This window comes from Pseudomonas sp. RIT623 (assembly GCF_004519305.1).
Taxonomy (GTDB): domain Bacteria; phylum Pseudomonadota; class Gammaproteobacteria; order Pseudomonadales; family Pseudomonadaceae; genus Aquipseudomonas.
In genome coordinates this window covers 28,714-42,322 of sequence record NZ_SOZA01000027.1, presented here as the reverse complement: position 1 = coordinate 42,322, position 13,609 = coordinate 28,714, and the positions used below count along the sequence as shown (strand labels likewise).

Here is a 13,609-nt window from a genome sequence, read left to right as displayed (position 1 = left end):
TCATTCATGCTGCGTTGAAAACAGCCTCACAAGGCTCATGTACTCCAGCAGGCTCCGCTTGCTCGGCTGCTTTTCCCTCAAGACTTTTCGTGCACAATTGAACCCATCTATCATTCATCCATTCAGGCAGACGACCCATCAACGCTCGGTCGTTTTTTTTTGACCACTTTGAAACTGGCCGTGCTTCCCAAGAAGACGAAGCGCATCATCATCCAGATATATTCATCATCCTCCCCAGTGTACGCCTCAGCCCTAAGATTGTATCGCCCGGACTGCGTAGAAAGCTCTTTGCGTGCTGGATGATCCGGGTCAGCCATAACGTCCTCTATTTTGTCTTTCGTCAAAGATTCAATCATGTTCGCATAGCCACGATCAATGATCACCATATTCATCGGATGATCAAACTTCTTAGTATCGTCATTCTGCTGAGCCCAGATATGATAACTTAACGTGAGTACATCTTTTTTAATACTCAACGGCCCCGGAACGTGGCGCGATGGATTATTGATAGTTCTGGCACTGCCAAATTTATAAAACCTGTAAATCCCCCACGAACTACCCCAAGGCTGAACATTCGCAAACCTTTGATCCTCCGAAGGAATCGTAGTGACTGATGCGATCTCACCCACCTTCAACAGAACTTCAATCCTATAAAAATAACCGTTACCTTGCGTACTGAGCTCTGTCTCCACCAAATTAAAAGGGAAGTTTTTATCGATTTCCCAATTTACGTTCTTGTCATTATCCATAGCGCCAGATTTGTTAGTCATGCTTGTTTCCTCCGAGGGTAGGGAATAGGAGCAATTTCATTATTCACTCCGATAGCACAGCTTGGACACTAGTAAAACTAACAGGTCCCTATAGGTTCTCCTCCTTACTCAGGACAGGCCGTCTGACCCGTGCTGCATGCGCTCCTTTCTTTCCCCGGATGAGCCTTCCATCGGTTAATGGAACGACGCAGCGTTCTCCGCAGCTATATCAGAGAACGCACCTGAACCACACCTAGCAAAACTACTAGTTGTCACTCGCTGCCCCACTTGGTAAATAGGATGCGCAGGAACCAACAACCAAGGAGGTTTACAATGAAATTTAATTTTCAGGGCGAAATTTTCACTGTCCCCCCCCGTTTGGCATGGTCTGTCGCCAAAGCGGTAGAGAACTCTAGCTCCCTACGAATATTCAGGAGCGAAAAACCAACCTTGAGCATTCGACCTAAAGAGCTTAAGTACAAGACAATCAAAAATGGGTCCTCGTTGTACATCGAATCGATTGAAATCGTAGGCGAAAAAGACAACGTGGATGAGCATCCATTGAGACCAGTGGATGATAGCAACAACGACAACACCATCATGGATGTATCAGACCGATGCATTTTAGACCTTCCTGGAAATTTATACGACGACATATGGGGAGACTCTGCACTCGACATGGTGGCCGCGGCATCCAATAAAAAAATCATGTACAATGGAAAATATTACATGCCCCACTTATACTTGCTTGATCTCCCAGAACCTGGCGCAAATGGTGGACTTATTGGTACCTTTTACGCGCGCGTCAGGCTTAGCGCTGCCTGACAAATAGCTTCACGCCTGTTACGTTCTCTTTTGGCCAGTGGCTTGGGTGTTCGGTCAAGGCGCCGCAACGAGTCATAGCAGGGCTATGGCGAAGAGTGGCAACGCCGCCCGGGCGCCCAAGACACCGCCAAAAGTGAACAGCTTGTTCCCGAGGCAGAGCCTAGTGTCCCGATCGGTTAGTTCTTTAATCTAAAAGCCCCCGAAATCATTGGGCGGAACAAATAAAGAACATAAACGAATTAACCATGCAGGATACTAGCCTCCCGATCAACTCAGCCGTAACAAGCCTGCCCATGATTCACATATAGAGAAGCGCCATCACCCATACAGATAACTGATGTCCCTGTGTGCCAGAACTGGCACCTGCGCCACCAGATACTCACGCAACTTGTGCATCTGGTGGGCCTTGGGGCTGGCCTTGAGCCAGGTCATGTAGTAGCCGTCGCCGGTGGCCACCGCCTGTGGAAATGGCGTGACCAGGTTGCCCGCCGCCAGGTCGGCGCTGGCCAGCACCAGGTCGACCACCGAAATGCCCAGGCCTTGCTGGGCTGCCGAAATGCCCTGGTCGAGGGTGTCGAATACCTGGCCCTGGTCGATGCCGATCTCCAGCGCGTCCAGGCGCGCCAGCCAGCGCCGCCAATCGCGCCGGTCCGGCGAGGGATGAAGCAACTCGCAGTCGTCGAGCACCGACAGCGGTGGCGCGGGGTTGCCAAGGTAGCTGGGGTGGCAGACAGGGATCAGCCATTCGTCGAACAGCTTGAGGCTCTCGACCTCGGCCGGGAAGCGGCCATTGCCCAGGAGGATGGCGCAGTCGTAGGGCTCGGAATAGAAATCCACCGCGTCGATGTCCATCCATACGCTGGACAGTTGCACCGCGCAACTGTTGTCGGCTTTCTTGAATCCGTCCAGCGCCCGCAACAGCCAGCGCACGGTGAGCGTCGACGGCGCCTTGAGACGGATGCCATAACGGTCCTGGCGCAACAGCGCGCAGGCATTTTCGATGATCTTGAAGCCGACCTTGAGCTCCTGGGCCAGCAACCGACCATGCTCGGTCAGGCGCAACTTGGGGCCGCGGCGCTCGAACAGGTCGCAACCGAACAGCGCCTCGAGGGTCTTGATGTGATGGCTGACCGCGCCCTGGGTAAGGGCCAGCTCCTGTGCGGCACGGGTGAAAGAGCCGTAGCGCGAGGCCACTTCGAAGGCCCGCAGGGCGTGCAAGGCTTGAATCCGTTCCGACATGAGCGCCTTCCAGAGCATGAGCAAGGCTCATAGTAGGTCATAGTTCCAGGCGTTTTACAACGCAGCGACCCTCACGGAAAATGCTGCTAAATAACAATTTTATATAGCCAAACCGCATGGATATGCCGGAAAAATCACCTTGACGCGGTCACATCGATAGACCTGGGGAAATCATGTTTACGGGTTATGGAAACTGCTACCGCCTGGACGCGCTAGAGCTGGCCGATGAACATGTGCACAACCGGCACCACTGGACGCACAAGACCATAGAACACTTCAAGCAAACCTTGGCCAACCCCGACTTCCCTTGCCTATTCGGGCGCAAGGCGGTCACCGCGCGCACCTGCCATGTGATTTTCGCCCGTGCCGAGCGCTTGGCCGACGATATCGCCCGGGGCCTGGCCGACTACATCAGCACTGTCGAACCGATCCCGCTCAAGCAACGCATCGGCCACCCGCTGCTGGTGTTTCTGCAAACCGACCCGGCCACCTCGCTCGCCGCCCAGCAGGGCCTGGCCTGGGAGGTGCTACACCAGGTTCACGCCCGCGACCCGCGGCCCTGGCCAGCCGAGGTGCCGCAAGACCCCCACGACCCCCGCTGGGCGTTCTGTTTCGCCGGCATGCCGCTGTTCGTCAACATGAGTTTCCCCGGTCACCAACTGATGAAAAGCCGCAACCTGGGCCAGCACATCGCCTTCGTCATCAACCCCCGGGAAAGTTTCGACGAAGTGGCCAGCGCCAGTACCGAAAGCGGCCAGCGCATCCGCGCGCGCATTCGCGACCGGGTCCACCACTACAACGACGGCGTGATGCCTGACTCCCTTGGCTTCTTCGGCCAGGACGACAATTTCGAGTGGCGCCAATACCAACTGCAGGAGCCCGGGTCGCTGAACCCGGCGCGCTGCCCGTTCCATACCGCAACTGCTGCTCCCCTGATCGAGAATTGAATGTGAATACCGCCCTGACCGCCACTTACGCCCTCACCGTGCTGCTGCTGATCGCCACCCCTGGCCCGGTGGTGGCGCTGATCGTCAATACCGCCGCCGCCTCGGGCTCGCGCAAGGCACTGTTCACCGCCGTGGGCACCAACTGGGCGTCACTGGTGCTGATCGGCGCCGCGGCCTGGATCATCATGACCAGCGCGGCCATCGACAAGAACTGGCTCAACGGCATGAGCCTGCTGGGTTGCCTGTTCATCGGCTACATCGCCCTGGGTACCCTGCGCGAAGCCTTGCAGCAACCGGCCGACAGCCCCGAAGCGGATACGCCGGTGGTGCAACCGGGGCGTGGCGGCTTGCTGCAGGGCTTCATGGTGGGTATTTCCAACCCCAAGGACATCATCTTCTTCATTTCCTTCTTCCCGCAGTTCATCCAGATCACCGAATCGTTCGGCAAAAGCATGCTGGTGCTGTCGCTGTTGTGGATCGCCATCGACTTCGCCGTGCTCAGCCTGTACATCTTCGCCATCGGCAAGATCGCTTCGCCGCGCAGCAACCGCGTGATCAGCCTGGCGTCCGGCGTGGCGCTGCTGTTGATCGCCGGCGTTGGCCTGGCGTACAACCTCAAGGCCCTGGCGGCCTGAGCCGAGCAGCGCCCATGGCCCCGATCGACGACACCTCGCCAGGCAGCCCGCTGCCCCATGACTACCAGCGTTTTCTGCAACGGGGCAGTCGGCGGGCGCCGCAGATGCTCTACCTACATGAGCGCGGCTATCGCTCCGGCACCATCAACACCGATGCCTTGGGGCTGCGCTACAGCCACTGCGCCGGCAAGCGTTTCTCGGTGGCCGAGCGCGGTGGCGCGGCGCGGGTCAATGTGCTGGTGGGTGGTTCCACGGCCATGGGCATCGGCGCCAGCTCCGACGAGCACACGGTGGCCTCGTACCTGTCGCAACTGACCGGCGAAGTCTGGCTGAGCCTGGCCGGCTGCGGGCTCAACGCGACCCAGGAACTGCTGCTGTTCCTCACCCACCAGCATCGCTTTGGCCAGATCGGCCATGTGGTGGTGCTCAGCGGCCTCAATACCCTGGCCCAAGAAACCCTCGGCGAAGTGCTGGCCGGCAGCCAGGACCCGCAAAGGGCCCAGGTTTACCAGGACTTCCTCAACCGTTTCAACGAAGGCGTGCCAGCGACGCCCCCTGCACGCCGCGAATCGCTCTGGCAACGCCTGGGCCAGGCCTTGGCGTCGCGCCGCGTGCCGCCGTGGCCAGACATCGAACCGCTGTCGAGCCCGGACAAACGCCTGATCCGCGCCGCCGACAGCATCGGCCGCACCCTGCGGCAATGGGACCGCTTGCTGGCCGACGGCCATACCACCCTCACCTTCATCCTCCAGCCATTGCTGCCCTGGTGCCGGGAAGCCCTGCCCAGCGGCGAACAGGCCATGCTGGCCGCGCTCGAGCGCCAACCGTCGAACTTCGACCGCCTGATCGGCGGCGCTTTCGACAGCCAACTGCACATGGCCTTCTTGCGTCGCATCAAGAACCAGGCCGAGCCAATCCCCTGCTACGACATGAACTGCATGCTCGGCAGTTCGCCAGCCTTTACCCAGGACCTGTTCGTCGACCGCCTACATTTCAACGACCTGGGCAACAACGCCTTGGCCAAGGTCATCACCGCCAAGCTCGGCCTGGCCCAGGAAAACCATGCCCTGCGCAAGGTTTCACCGATCAAGCCGGGCTGATTACGACGGATCGGGCTTTCGGCGAAGCACGCTGGCTGGCTAGAATACGCCGTCGTCGCTCCTGATCCGCCTGAGGCATACGCGTACCTGCCATGACTTCCCCTGTCGCCCCCCAGCTGTTGGCCATGCGCGCAAGCCGCATGAGCCTTTTGCCACTGTTGCTGGCGGCCTTTGCCGTGCAGGCGCTGGAGGTGAACATCGACCCCCATGCCGACCTGCTGTATCGCCAGGCCCTGCCATTGCTGGAGCAGGCCGACAGCCAGGACGACAGCGCCAGCCCGCTGCGCGCCTCGGCCGGGGACCCCGAGCTGAGCCGTCAGGGCCAGGCCATGGCCCATACCCTGCCGTCGGCCGTGGCGCTGCTCAAGCGCTCGGTCGCCCTTGGCCATCCAGTGGCGCAGTATCGCCTGGCGCTGTATTACACCACCTACCTGCCTGCCGGGCAGATCGCCGACGCTGCCTGCCCATTGCTGGAGGCCAGCCTCAAGCAGGGCTTCGCGCCACCGGCACTGGCCATAGCCCGGTGGTGTACGCCTTACAATGCCAGCCCAGCCTACCGCGAGGCGTTGGCAGCGGTGCCCAGCATGGCCACCTTGTACGCGCCCTACTATCCGCAACCGGCGACGCGCCTGGCCTGCAGCCGCGCCCGGCCGCAGGGGTTGCAGATGCAGTGGGGACGCCAACGTGACTATCAGGCGGAAATCTACCGCCTGCTTGGCGAACTCGATCCACAGCAACGCCAGGGTTTCCTGGAAAAGGCGGTGGAGATCAATGGCTGCGCCGCCGCCCAGCAACGCCTGGCCAGCCAGCGCTAAGTGAGCGCCCGCTCCCGCACCAACCTCCCCGTAGGAGCCAGCTTGCTGGCGAACCCGGCGCCGCAGTGGATGGCACCGGCTGCGCCGTTGTTCGCCGGCAAGCCGGCGTCTACACATTGATACACAACCCGCTGTAGCGCGACACACTGCAGATACCCCACCACCGCACACTCCCGGCCACCACCGCGCGAAGGCAGCCCGCCCTCGCCGCCTGCTCCGGGGAAACCACCCATGAAAGCCCTGCCATGCGGCTGGAAGCTGTTCACTGCCCTTGCCGCCCTTACCCTGCTGATGACTGCCGCAATGCTGCTCAGCCAACCGTTTGGCGTCGAAGGCTTGCGCAGTGCCATCCGCGCCACCGCACGCAGTTCGTTCGCCTTGTTCCTGGCGGCCTTCCTCGCCTCGGCGCTGGTCACTTTGCTGCCGTGCGCGGCCAGCCGCCAACTACTGCGTGAGCGGCGCTACATCGGCCTGGCCTTCGCCTTCTCGCACAGCGTGCACGGGGCACTGATCTACCTGTATGCGCAACGCTACCCCGAGCTGTTCTGGGCAGGTCGCACGGCCGTGGCGAATATCCCCGGATCGCTAGGCTATCTGTTCATCCTGCTGCTGACCCTGACCTCGTTCAAGGCGCCCATGCGCCTGCTCGGCCCACGCCTGTGGAAGGGTCTGCACAGCACCGGCACCTGGGTGCTGGCCGCGGTGTTCTGCCTGTCGTTCTACAAGCGCATTCCCCTGGGCGGCTGGTATCCCCTGGCCTTCGCCCTGATGTTCGCCGCCATTGCCCTCAAGCTGATCGCCCAGCAAGCCCAGCGCTTGCGCCGCGCCACCCCCTCGTTGTCCCAATGACTCAATGCAAGGAGCCTCGACATGCTGACGCCAAACCTTACCCGCCCTTTCACCGCCCTCGAGCATGCCGGCAACTGGGGCGCCGACCTGCCACTGCGGCTGTTCCTGGCCTGGGAGTTCTTCGAATCGGGCCTTGAGAAGTTCAACGGCAACAACTGGTTCGCCGACCTGCAAGGCAGTTTTCCATTCCCCTTCGACCTGCTGCCGGCCGGATTGAACTGGCAACTGTCGATGTGGGCCGAGTTGATCTGCCCGCTGCTCCTGCTGCTGGGACTGGGGACCCGACTGGCGTCGGCGGTGCTGATGGTGGTGACGGTGGTGGCGATTGCCGCGGTGCACTGGCCCAGCGAGTGGTCGAGCCTGGCGGAACTAGGACGGGGATATGCGATTACCGACCAGGGTTTCGGCAACTTCAAGTTGCCGCTGATCTACCTGGTGGCATTGCTGCCGCTGCTGTTGAAGGGGGCTGGAAGATTGAGCCTGGATCATTGGCTATGGCGCAGGCACTGAAAACATCGTGGGGCAAGCCCGCTGCCACGAAGCGACGCCTTCGTGGCAGCGGGCTTGCCCCGCGGCAGGGGCCTACGCTACCCCTGGCTCATCGCGCCGATGCGCCCACTGGTACAACGCCGGCAGCACCAGCAAGGTCAGCGCCGTCGACGACAGGATGCCGCCGATCACCACCGTCGCCAGCGGTCGCTGTACCTCGGCACCGGTACCGGTGGCAAGGGCCATCGGGATGAACCCCAGCGACGCCACCAGCGCGGTCATCAGCACTGGCCGCAAGCGGGTCAAGGCACCCTCCTCGACCGCGGCGCGCAGGCCACGCCCTTCCTCGCGCAGGTTGCGGATGAAGGCGATCATCACCAGGCCATTGAGCACCGCCACACCGCAAAGCGCGATAAAGCCCACGCCGGCGGAGATAGACAGCGGAATGTCGCGCAACCACAACGCCAGCACGCCCCCGGTGAGGGCGAAGGGAATGCCGGTGAACACCAGCAACCCGTCCTTGAGGTTGTTGAACATCATCAGCAGCAAGGCCATCACCAGCAGCAGCGACACCGGCACCACCACCCGCAGGCGCTCGGCTGCCGACTGCAACTGCTCGAACTGGCCACCCCAGCGGGTCCAGTAGCCAGGTGGGATCTGCACCTGGTCGATCAAGGCCTGCGACGCCTGCTCGACGAACGACCCCAGGTCACGCCCGCGCACGTTGGCGCTGACCACCACCACGCGCTTGCCATCCTCGCGGCTGATCTGGTTCGGGCCCAGCTCGAGGTTCAGCGTGGCCACCTGCGCCAACGGGATGAAACCGATCTGCGTCGCGCCGCTCGCGGCATTGGCGGGCACTGGGATCAGCAGATTGGACAGCCCATCGACATCGGTGCGCAGCGTTTCGGACAGACGCACCACCATGTCGAAGCGGCGGTCGCCCTCATACAGCGTGCCAGCGCTGCGCCCGCCCACGGCGATGGCGATGGCGTCCTGCACATCGCCCACGTTCAGGCCGTGGCGCGCAGCCTTGTCACGGTCGATATCGATGGTCAGCACCGGCAGGCCAGTGGTCTGCTCGACTTTCACCTCCGAAGCCCCCGGCACCTGCTGCAGGCTGGCGGCGATCTGCGCGGCGGTGCGGTTGAGCACCGCCATGTCATCACCGAACACCTTCACCGCGACATCGCTGCGCACCCCGGAAATCAACTCGTTAAAGCGCAGCTGGATCGGCTGCGACAGCTCGTAGTTGCTGCCCGGCACGCTGGCGGCGGCCTTTTGCACCTCGGCGATCAGCGCCTCGCGCGGCTTGCCCGGGTCCTGCCACTGCTCGCGCGGCTTGAGCATCACATAGGCGTCGGAGATGTTCGGTGGCATCGGATCGGAGGCGATCTCGGCGGTGCCGGTACGGGCAAATACGCGCTCGACCTCCGGCACCTGGGCGATAATGGTCTTTTCCAGGCGCTGTTGCATGTCCACCGACTGCGACAGGCTGGTGCCCGGCACGCGCAGGGCCTGCAAGGCGAAATCGCCCTCGCTGAGGCTGGGGATGAACTCGCTGCCCATGCGGCTGGCCAGCACACCCGACAGCAGCACTACCAAGGCAGCCGCGGCGAACGCCAGGTTGCGCCGGCCCAACACCCAGTCCAGCACCGGCGCGTAACAGCCGCGGGCGGTGCGCATGACCACGCCCTCCTCCTCCTTGACCTTGCCAGTGACGAACAGGGCAAGCGCCGCCGGGACGAAGGTCACCGAGAGGATCATCGCCCCCAACAGCGCCATCACCACGGTGAACGCCATGGGATGGAACATCTTGCCCTCGACCCCGGTCAGGGCAAAGATCGGCAGGTACACCACCATGATGATCAACTGCCCGTAGATCAACGGCCGACGGGCCTCGCGGGCGGCGGCGAACACCTCATGGAAGCGCTCGGCGCGGGTCAGCATGCGCCCGTGGCGCTGCTGGGCATGGGCCAGGCGGCGAATGGCGTTCTCGACGATCACCACCGCGCCGTCGACGATGATGCCGAAATCCAGCGCCCCCAGGCTCATCAGGTTGGCGCTGACCTTGTTGCTGAACATGCCGGTGAAGGTGAACAGCATCGACAACGGGATGACCATGGCGGTGATCAGCGCCGCGCGGATATTGCCCAGGAACAGGAACAAGACGGCGATGACCAGGATCGCGCCTTCGATGAGGTTCTTCTTCACCGTGGCGATGGCCTTCTCGACCAGGTTGGTGCGGTCGTACACGGTAATCGCCACCACGCCCTTGGGCAGGCTGCGGTTGATTTCCTCGAGCTTGGCCGCCACCGCCTGGGACACCGTGCGGCTGTTCTCGCCAATCAGCATGAACACCGTGCCCAGCACCACCTCGCGGCCGTTCTCGGTGGCGGCGCCGGAGCGCAACTCCTGGCCCAGGCCGACCTGGGCCACGTGGCTGACGCGAATCGGCGCGCCATCGACGCTGGAGATGACGATGCTGGCGATGTCCTCGGCCGAAGCCACCTGGCCCGGCGCGCGGATCAGCAATTGCTCGCCGTTGCGTTCGATATAGCCCGCGCCGACGTTGGCGTTGTTGCGCTCCAGCGCGGCGATCAGGTCGTTGAGGGTCAGCTTGTAGGCGGCAAGACGCTTGGGCTCCGGGGCGATCAGGTACTGCTTGGCGTGGCCGCCGATACTATTGACCTCGGCCACGCCAGGCACATTGCGCAGCTGCGGCTTGATGATCCAGTCCTGGATCACCCGCAGGTCGGTGGCGGTATAGGGCGTGCCGTCGTCCTTCAGCGCCCCTTGCGTGGCCTCTACCGTCCACAGGAAGATCTCGCCAAGGCCGGTGGAGATCGGCCCCATGGCCGCCTCGATGCCCTCGGGCAGTTGCTCGCGGGCCACCTGCAGGCGCTCGTTGACCAGTTGCCGGGCGAAGAAGATATCGGTGCCGTCATCGAAGATCACCGTTACCTGCGACAAGCCCGAGCGCGACAGCGAGCGGGTCTGCTTGAGGCCCGGCAACCCGGCCATGGCGGTCTCGATGGCGAAGGTGATGCGCTGCTCGGTCTCCAGCGGCGAATAGCCGGGCGCGGCGGTGTTGATCTGCACCTGCACGTTGGTGATGTCGGGCACCGCGTCGATGGGCAGTTTTTGGTAGCTGTGGATGCCCACGGCGGCCATCAGCACCACGGCGAGCATCACCACCAGGCGCTGCTCGATGGCGAACTGGATAAGGCGTTCGAACATGGAAGGCGTCCCCGGTCAGTGGCTGTGTTCGGCCGAGCCTTTGCCCAGCTCGGACTTGAGAACGAAACTGCCGGCAGCGGCAACGACAGTGCCGGCGGCGAGCCCCTCGCGAATCTCCACCTGGCCACTGTCGCGGCGCCCGGGCTTGACCGGGCGGGCCTCGAAGCCCTGCTCGGTGCGGACGAACACCACGGTCTGCTCCTCCCAGGTCTGCAGGGCGCTTTGCGGCACCACCACGGCGGCGTCGAAGCGCTCGACGGTAACCGCGATATTGACGAACAAGCCCGGGCGCCAGGCGCCGTTGGGGTTGTTCAGGGTGGCGCGCACGGTCGCCGCACGGTTTTGCTCACCGAGCAGGCTGCCGACGTAATTCACCTTGCCCTGCACCTCGGCGCCGAGGTCCGGCGCGCTGACGCTGACGCCACGGCCACTGACCACCTTGTCCAGGTCTCGCGGGGCCACGGCGAAGGTGGCCCAGACCCGGCTCAGGTCGGACAGGGTGAAGGCGTTGCTGGTTTCGTCCACCACCTCGCCCACGGTCAGGTGCTTTTCCACCACCACCGCATCGAAGGGCGCGCGCAACTCGAAGCGGTTGCCCTGGCCGGCCGGGGCCACGGCGGCGACCTTCTGCCTGGCATTGGCGGCGGCGATCTCGGCCTCCTGCAAGGCCTGGCGGGCTTGCAGGTAGTCCTGCTCGGCGCTGATGCGCTCCTGCCACAGTCGCTGCTCGCGGCTGAAGGTCAGGCGGGCCAGCTCCAGGCGGCGCTGGGCGGCCTGCTGCTCGCTGCGCAGTTCGGAGATTTGCTGGCTGGCGATTACCGCCAGCACCTGGCCGCGTTTGACTGCCTGGCCGAGCTCGGCCTGCACCGACTCGACCACGCCCGGCACCCGAGGTACCACATGAGCGGTACGGTCCTCGTCAAAACGGATCTCGCCTGGGAAGCTGATGGCGGTGCCGAGGGTTCGCGGGCCGGCGGTGCTCAGTTGCACGCCGGCGGCCTGGATCTGCTCGGCGCTGAGGTGCAGCTTGCCCTCTTCCTCACCGTGATTTTCGCCCTCGCCTTCCGAGGCGCCATGGCCGTGGCCATCGTCCTGTTCTTCGGCATGGCCGTGGTCGTCTTGCTGGGCCTGGCCGCTGGAGGCCTGGCCGAGGGTGCCGGTCCAGGCCAGGCCACCCAGGCCGAGGGCGGCAATGGCGGCGGCGAGGATGGCGAGTTTGCGTGGGTTGGTCATTGTTGTTCCTGCTGGGAAGGGTCGTCAGTCGAATCGCCGGGGCCGCTGCGCGGCCCTTTCGCCGGCAAGCCGGCGCCTACGGAACCTGTAGGAGCTGGCTTGGCGGCGAACGAATGCATCAGCGGTCTACCGCCAGATCGCCGTAAATCCGCTCCACCTGCGCCCGCGCGGCGGTGGCCGCAGCCAGTGCGTCCAGATACAGCCCCCGCGCCTCGATCAGCGTGCGCTGCGCATCGAGTACATCGAGGAAGGCGAACTTGCCCATCTCGAAGCCACGGGTGGCGGTGTCCACCGCCTGCTGCGCCGACGGCAGGATGGTGCGGTCGTAGGCCTGCACCTCGCCCATGGCCGTGGCCCACTGGTCGAGGGCGCTGCGGGTCTCGCTGCGCAGGCGCAGTTCGACGGCGTTGCGCAAGTCGCGGGCCTGGTCGCTGCGCCGCGCGGCGGCCAGCACGTTGCCCTGGTTGCGGTCGAACAACGGCAGCGGCATCGACAGCCCCACCACGTTGACCCGCTCGCGGTCCTCGCGGCTGTACTGGCTGCCCAGGCTGACGGTCAGGTTGGGGATCCGCTGGGCCTTTTCCGAGCCCAGGCCGGCCTCGCCTCGCTCGACCTGCGCCGCAGCCAGGCGCCAGTCGGCGGTCTGCTCGACCTTGGCCAGCAGCGGCTCGGCACGTGGCGCCGGGCCAGGCGAAAGGCTGGCGCTGTCGAGACGCTCGAAACCCACCTCGGCGCTGCCGGTCAGCCGTGCCAGGGCTTGCCAGGCAATGCTGCGTTCGGTCTGGGCGCGACGTACCGCCGCCTGGGCCTGGGCCAACTGAACCTGGGCACGGGTCGCTTCCACCGGCGAAGACTGGCCAGCCCGCACCCGCCCTTCCACCACCCGTAGCCCACGCTCAGTCAAGGCCTGGGACTGCTGCGCCAGTTCCAGCGCGGTCTGCGCGCGCAAGGCCGCATGAAACGCCTGGATCACATCGGCGCGCAGGCCGTTGCGCTGGCGCTCCAATTCAAGCCGGGCCACGGCCTGGCCGGCCTCGGCGACCTCGATGCGCGCGCCGCGCTTGCCGCCTAGTTCCAGGGCCTGGCTGAGGGTCACGGTGGTGGTGCTGGTGTTGCGCCGGGTGTCCTCGACCTCCCAGGACAGCTCGGGGTTGGGCAGCAACCCAGCCTGGCGGCGCTCGCCCTCGGCGATGCCGATTTCACGACCGACAGCGGCCAGTTCGGGGTTTTGCGCGAACGCGGCGCTGAGCGCCTGGTCCAGGCTCAGGCTCTGGGCGCTGGCGGGGCCAGCCAGGAGCAGGCAGAGCCAGGCGATCTTGCGGGGGATGGGCACGGCGGAAGTCCTCGTCGACAAGCGGCGGAATGCTTTGGCGTGGGACTTTAGGGAGCGCTGGTTATCGGGGCGGTGGCATGAACATTACAATTCTGTAATCGACACCGAACGCCGTGTAGGCGCCAACCTTGCAGGCGGCTTCGATGTGCGATTAT

Annotated in this window: 12 protein-coding genes; 7 read left to right on the top strand and 5 right to left on the bottom strand. The window is 63.7% G+C overall.

Annotated features, from left to right (window positions below; genetic code table 11):
* Positions 1-122: 122 nt before the first annotated feature.
* On the bottom strand, positions 123-770 hold the full coding sequence (locus E3U47_RS17610) for a hypothetical protein (protein WP_134692952.1): 648 nt from the start codon (positions 768-770) through the stop codon (positions 123-125).
* A 312-nt stretch (positions 771-1,082) separates the two neighbouring features.
* Here E3U47_RS17610 and E3U47_RS17605 point away from each other — a divergent pair, with 312 nt between their 5' ends.
* The gene (locus E3U47_RS17605; RefSeq protein WP_134692951.1) at positions 1,083-1,574 is read left to right on the top strand and encodes a hypothetical protein; all 492 of its coding nucleotides are present in this window, start codon (positions 1,083-1,085) and stop codon (positions 1,572-1,574) included.
* Positions 1,575-1,892: 318 nt separating this feature from the next.
* Here E3U47_RS17605 and E3U47_RS17600 read toward each other — a convergent pair whose 3' ends face one another.
* Positions 1,893-2,813: a LysR substrate-binding domain-containing protein gene (locus tag E3U47_RS17600; protein ID WP_134692950.1), complete on the bottom strand. Its 921-nt coding sequence runs from the start codon at positions 2,811-2,813 to the stop codon at positions 1,893-1,895.
* Positions 2,814-2,986: 173 nt separating this feature from the next.
* Here E3U47_RS17600 and E3U47_RS17595 point away from each other — a divergent pair, with 173 nt between their 5' ends.
* From E3U47_RS17595 to E3U47_RS17565, 6 genes are all read left to right on the top strand, one after another.
* A complete protein-coding gene (locus E3U47_RS17595) occupies positions 2,987-3,760 on the top strand; it encodes a YqcI/YcgG family protein (protein ID WP_134692949.1) in 774 nt (257 codons plus the stop codon).
* Positions 3,761-3,762: 2 nt separating this feature from the next.
* Positions 3,763-4,395, top strand: a complete 633-nt coding sequence (locus E3U47_RS17590) for a LysE family translocator (protein WP_134692948.1) — start codon at positions 3,763-3,765, stop codon at positions 4,393-4,395.
* Positions 4,396-4,409: 14 nt separating this feature from the next.
* Entirely contained in the window at positions 4,410-5,495 is a 1,086-nt protein-coding gene (locus E3U47_RS17585) for a hypothetical protein (protein ID WP_134692947.1), read from the top strand.
* Positions 5,496-5,620: 125 nt separating this feature from the next.
* Positions 5,621-6,310 (top strand): sel1 repeat family protein, encoded by a 690-nt coding sequence (locus E3U47_RS17580; RefSeq protein ID WP_372239520.1) that lies wholly within the window; start codon positions 5,621-5,623, stop codon positions 6,308-6,310.
* Positions 6,311-6,541: 231 nt separating this feature from the next.
* Entirely contained in the window at positions 6,542-7,159 is a 618-nt protein-coding gene (locus E3U47_RS17570; RefSeq protein WP_134692946.1) for a ferric reductase-like transmembrane domain-containing protein, read from the top strand.
* Between the two features lie 21 nt (positions 7,160-7,180).
* Entirely contained in the window at positions 7,181-7,669 is a 489-nt protein-coding gene (locus E3U47_RS17565; RefSeq protein ID WP_134692945.1) for a DoxX family protein, read from the top strand.
* 72 nt (positions 7,670-7,741) lie between these two features.
* Here the strand turns inward: E3U47_RS17565 and E3U47_RS17560 are convergent, their stop codons facing one another.
* From E3U47_RS17560 to E3U47_RS17550, 3 genes are all read right to left on the bottom strand, one after another.
* Positions 7,742-10,888, bottom strand: a complete 3,147-nt coding sequence (locus E3U47_RS17560) for a CusA/CzcA family heavy metal efflux RND transporter (protein ID WP_134692944.1) — start codon at positions 10,886-10,888, stop codon at positions 7,742-7,744.
* Between the two features lie 15 nt (positions 10,889-10,903).
* Positions 10,904-12,121, bottom strand: a complete 1,218-nt coding sequence (locus E3U47_RS17555) for an efflux RND transporter periplasmic adaptor subunit (protein ID WP_134692943.1) — start codon at positions 12,119-12,121, stop codon at positions 10,904-10,906.
* Between the two features lie 118 nt (positions 12,122-12,239).
* Positions 12,240-13,454: a TolC family protein gene (locus tag E3U47_RS17550; RefSeq protein WP_134692942.1), complete on the bottom strand. Its 1,215-nt coding sequence runs from the start codon at positions 13,452-13,454 to the stop codon at positions 12,240-12,242.
* Positions 13,455-13,609: the final 155 nt, after the last annotated feature.

Bases quoted from the DNA above. Each gene is read 5' to 3' on its own strand.
- E3U47_RS17610 (WP_134692952.1), bottom strand. From the start codon at position 770: ATGACTAACAAATCTGGCGCTATGGATAATGACAAGAACGTAAATTGG.
- E3U47_RS17605 (WP_134692951.1), top strand. From the start codon at position 1,083: ATGAAATTTAATTTTCAGGGCGAAATTTTCACTGTCCCCCCCCGTTTG.
- E3U47_RS17600 (WP_134692950.1), bottom strand. From the start codon at position 2,813: ATGTCGGAACGGATTCAAGCCTTGCACGCCCTGCGGGCCTTCGAAGTG.
- E3U47_RS17595 (WP_134692949.1), top strand. From the start codon at position 2,987: ATGTTTACGGGTTATGGAAACTGCTACCGCCTGGACGCGCTAGAGCTG.
- E3U47_RS17585 (WP_134692947.1), top strand. From the start codon at position 4,410: ATGGCCCCGATCGACGACACCTCGCCAGGCAGCCCGCTGCCCCATGAC.
- E3U47_RS17580 (WP_372239520.1), top strand. From the start codon at position 5,621: ATGCGCGCAAGCCGCATGAGCCTTTTGCCACTGTTGCTGGCGGCCTTT.
- E3U47_RS17570 (WP_134692946.1), top strand. From the start codon at position 6,542: ATGAAAGCCCTGCCATGCGGCTGGAAGCTGTTCACTGCCCTTGCCGCC.
- E3U47_RS17565 (WP_134692945.1), top strand. From the start codon at position 7,181: ATGCTGACGCCAAACCTTACCCGCCCTTTCACCGCCCTCGAGCATGCC.
- E3U47_RS17560 (WP_134692944.1), bottom strand. From the start codon at position 10,888: ATGTTCGAACGCCTTATCCAGTTCGCCATCGAGCAGCGCCTGGTGGTG.
- E3U47_RS17555 (WP_134692943.1), bottom strand. From the start codon at position 12,121: ATGACCAACCCACGCAAACTCGCCATCCTCGCCGCCGCCATTGCCGCC.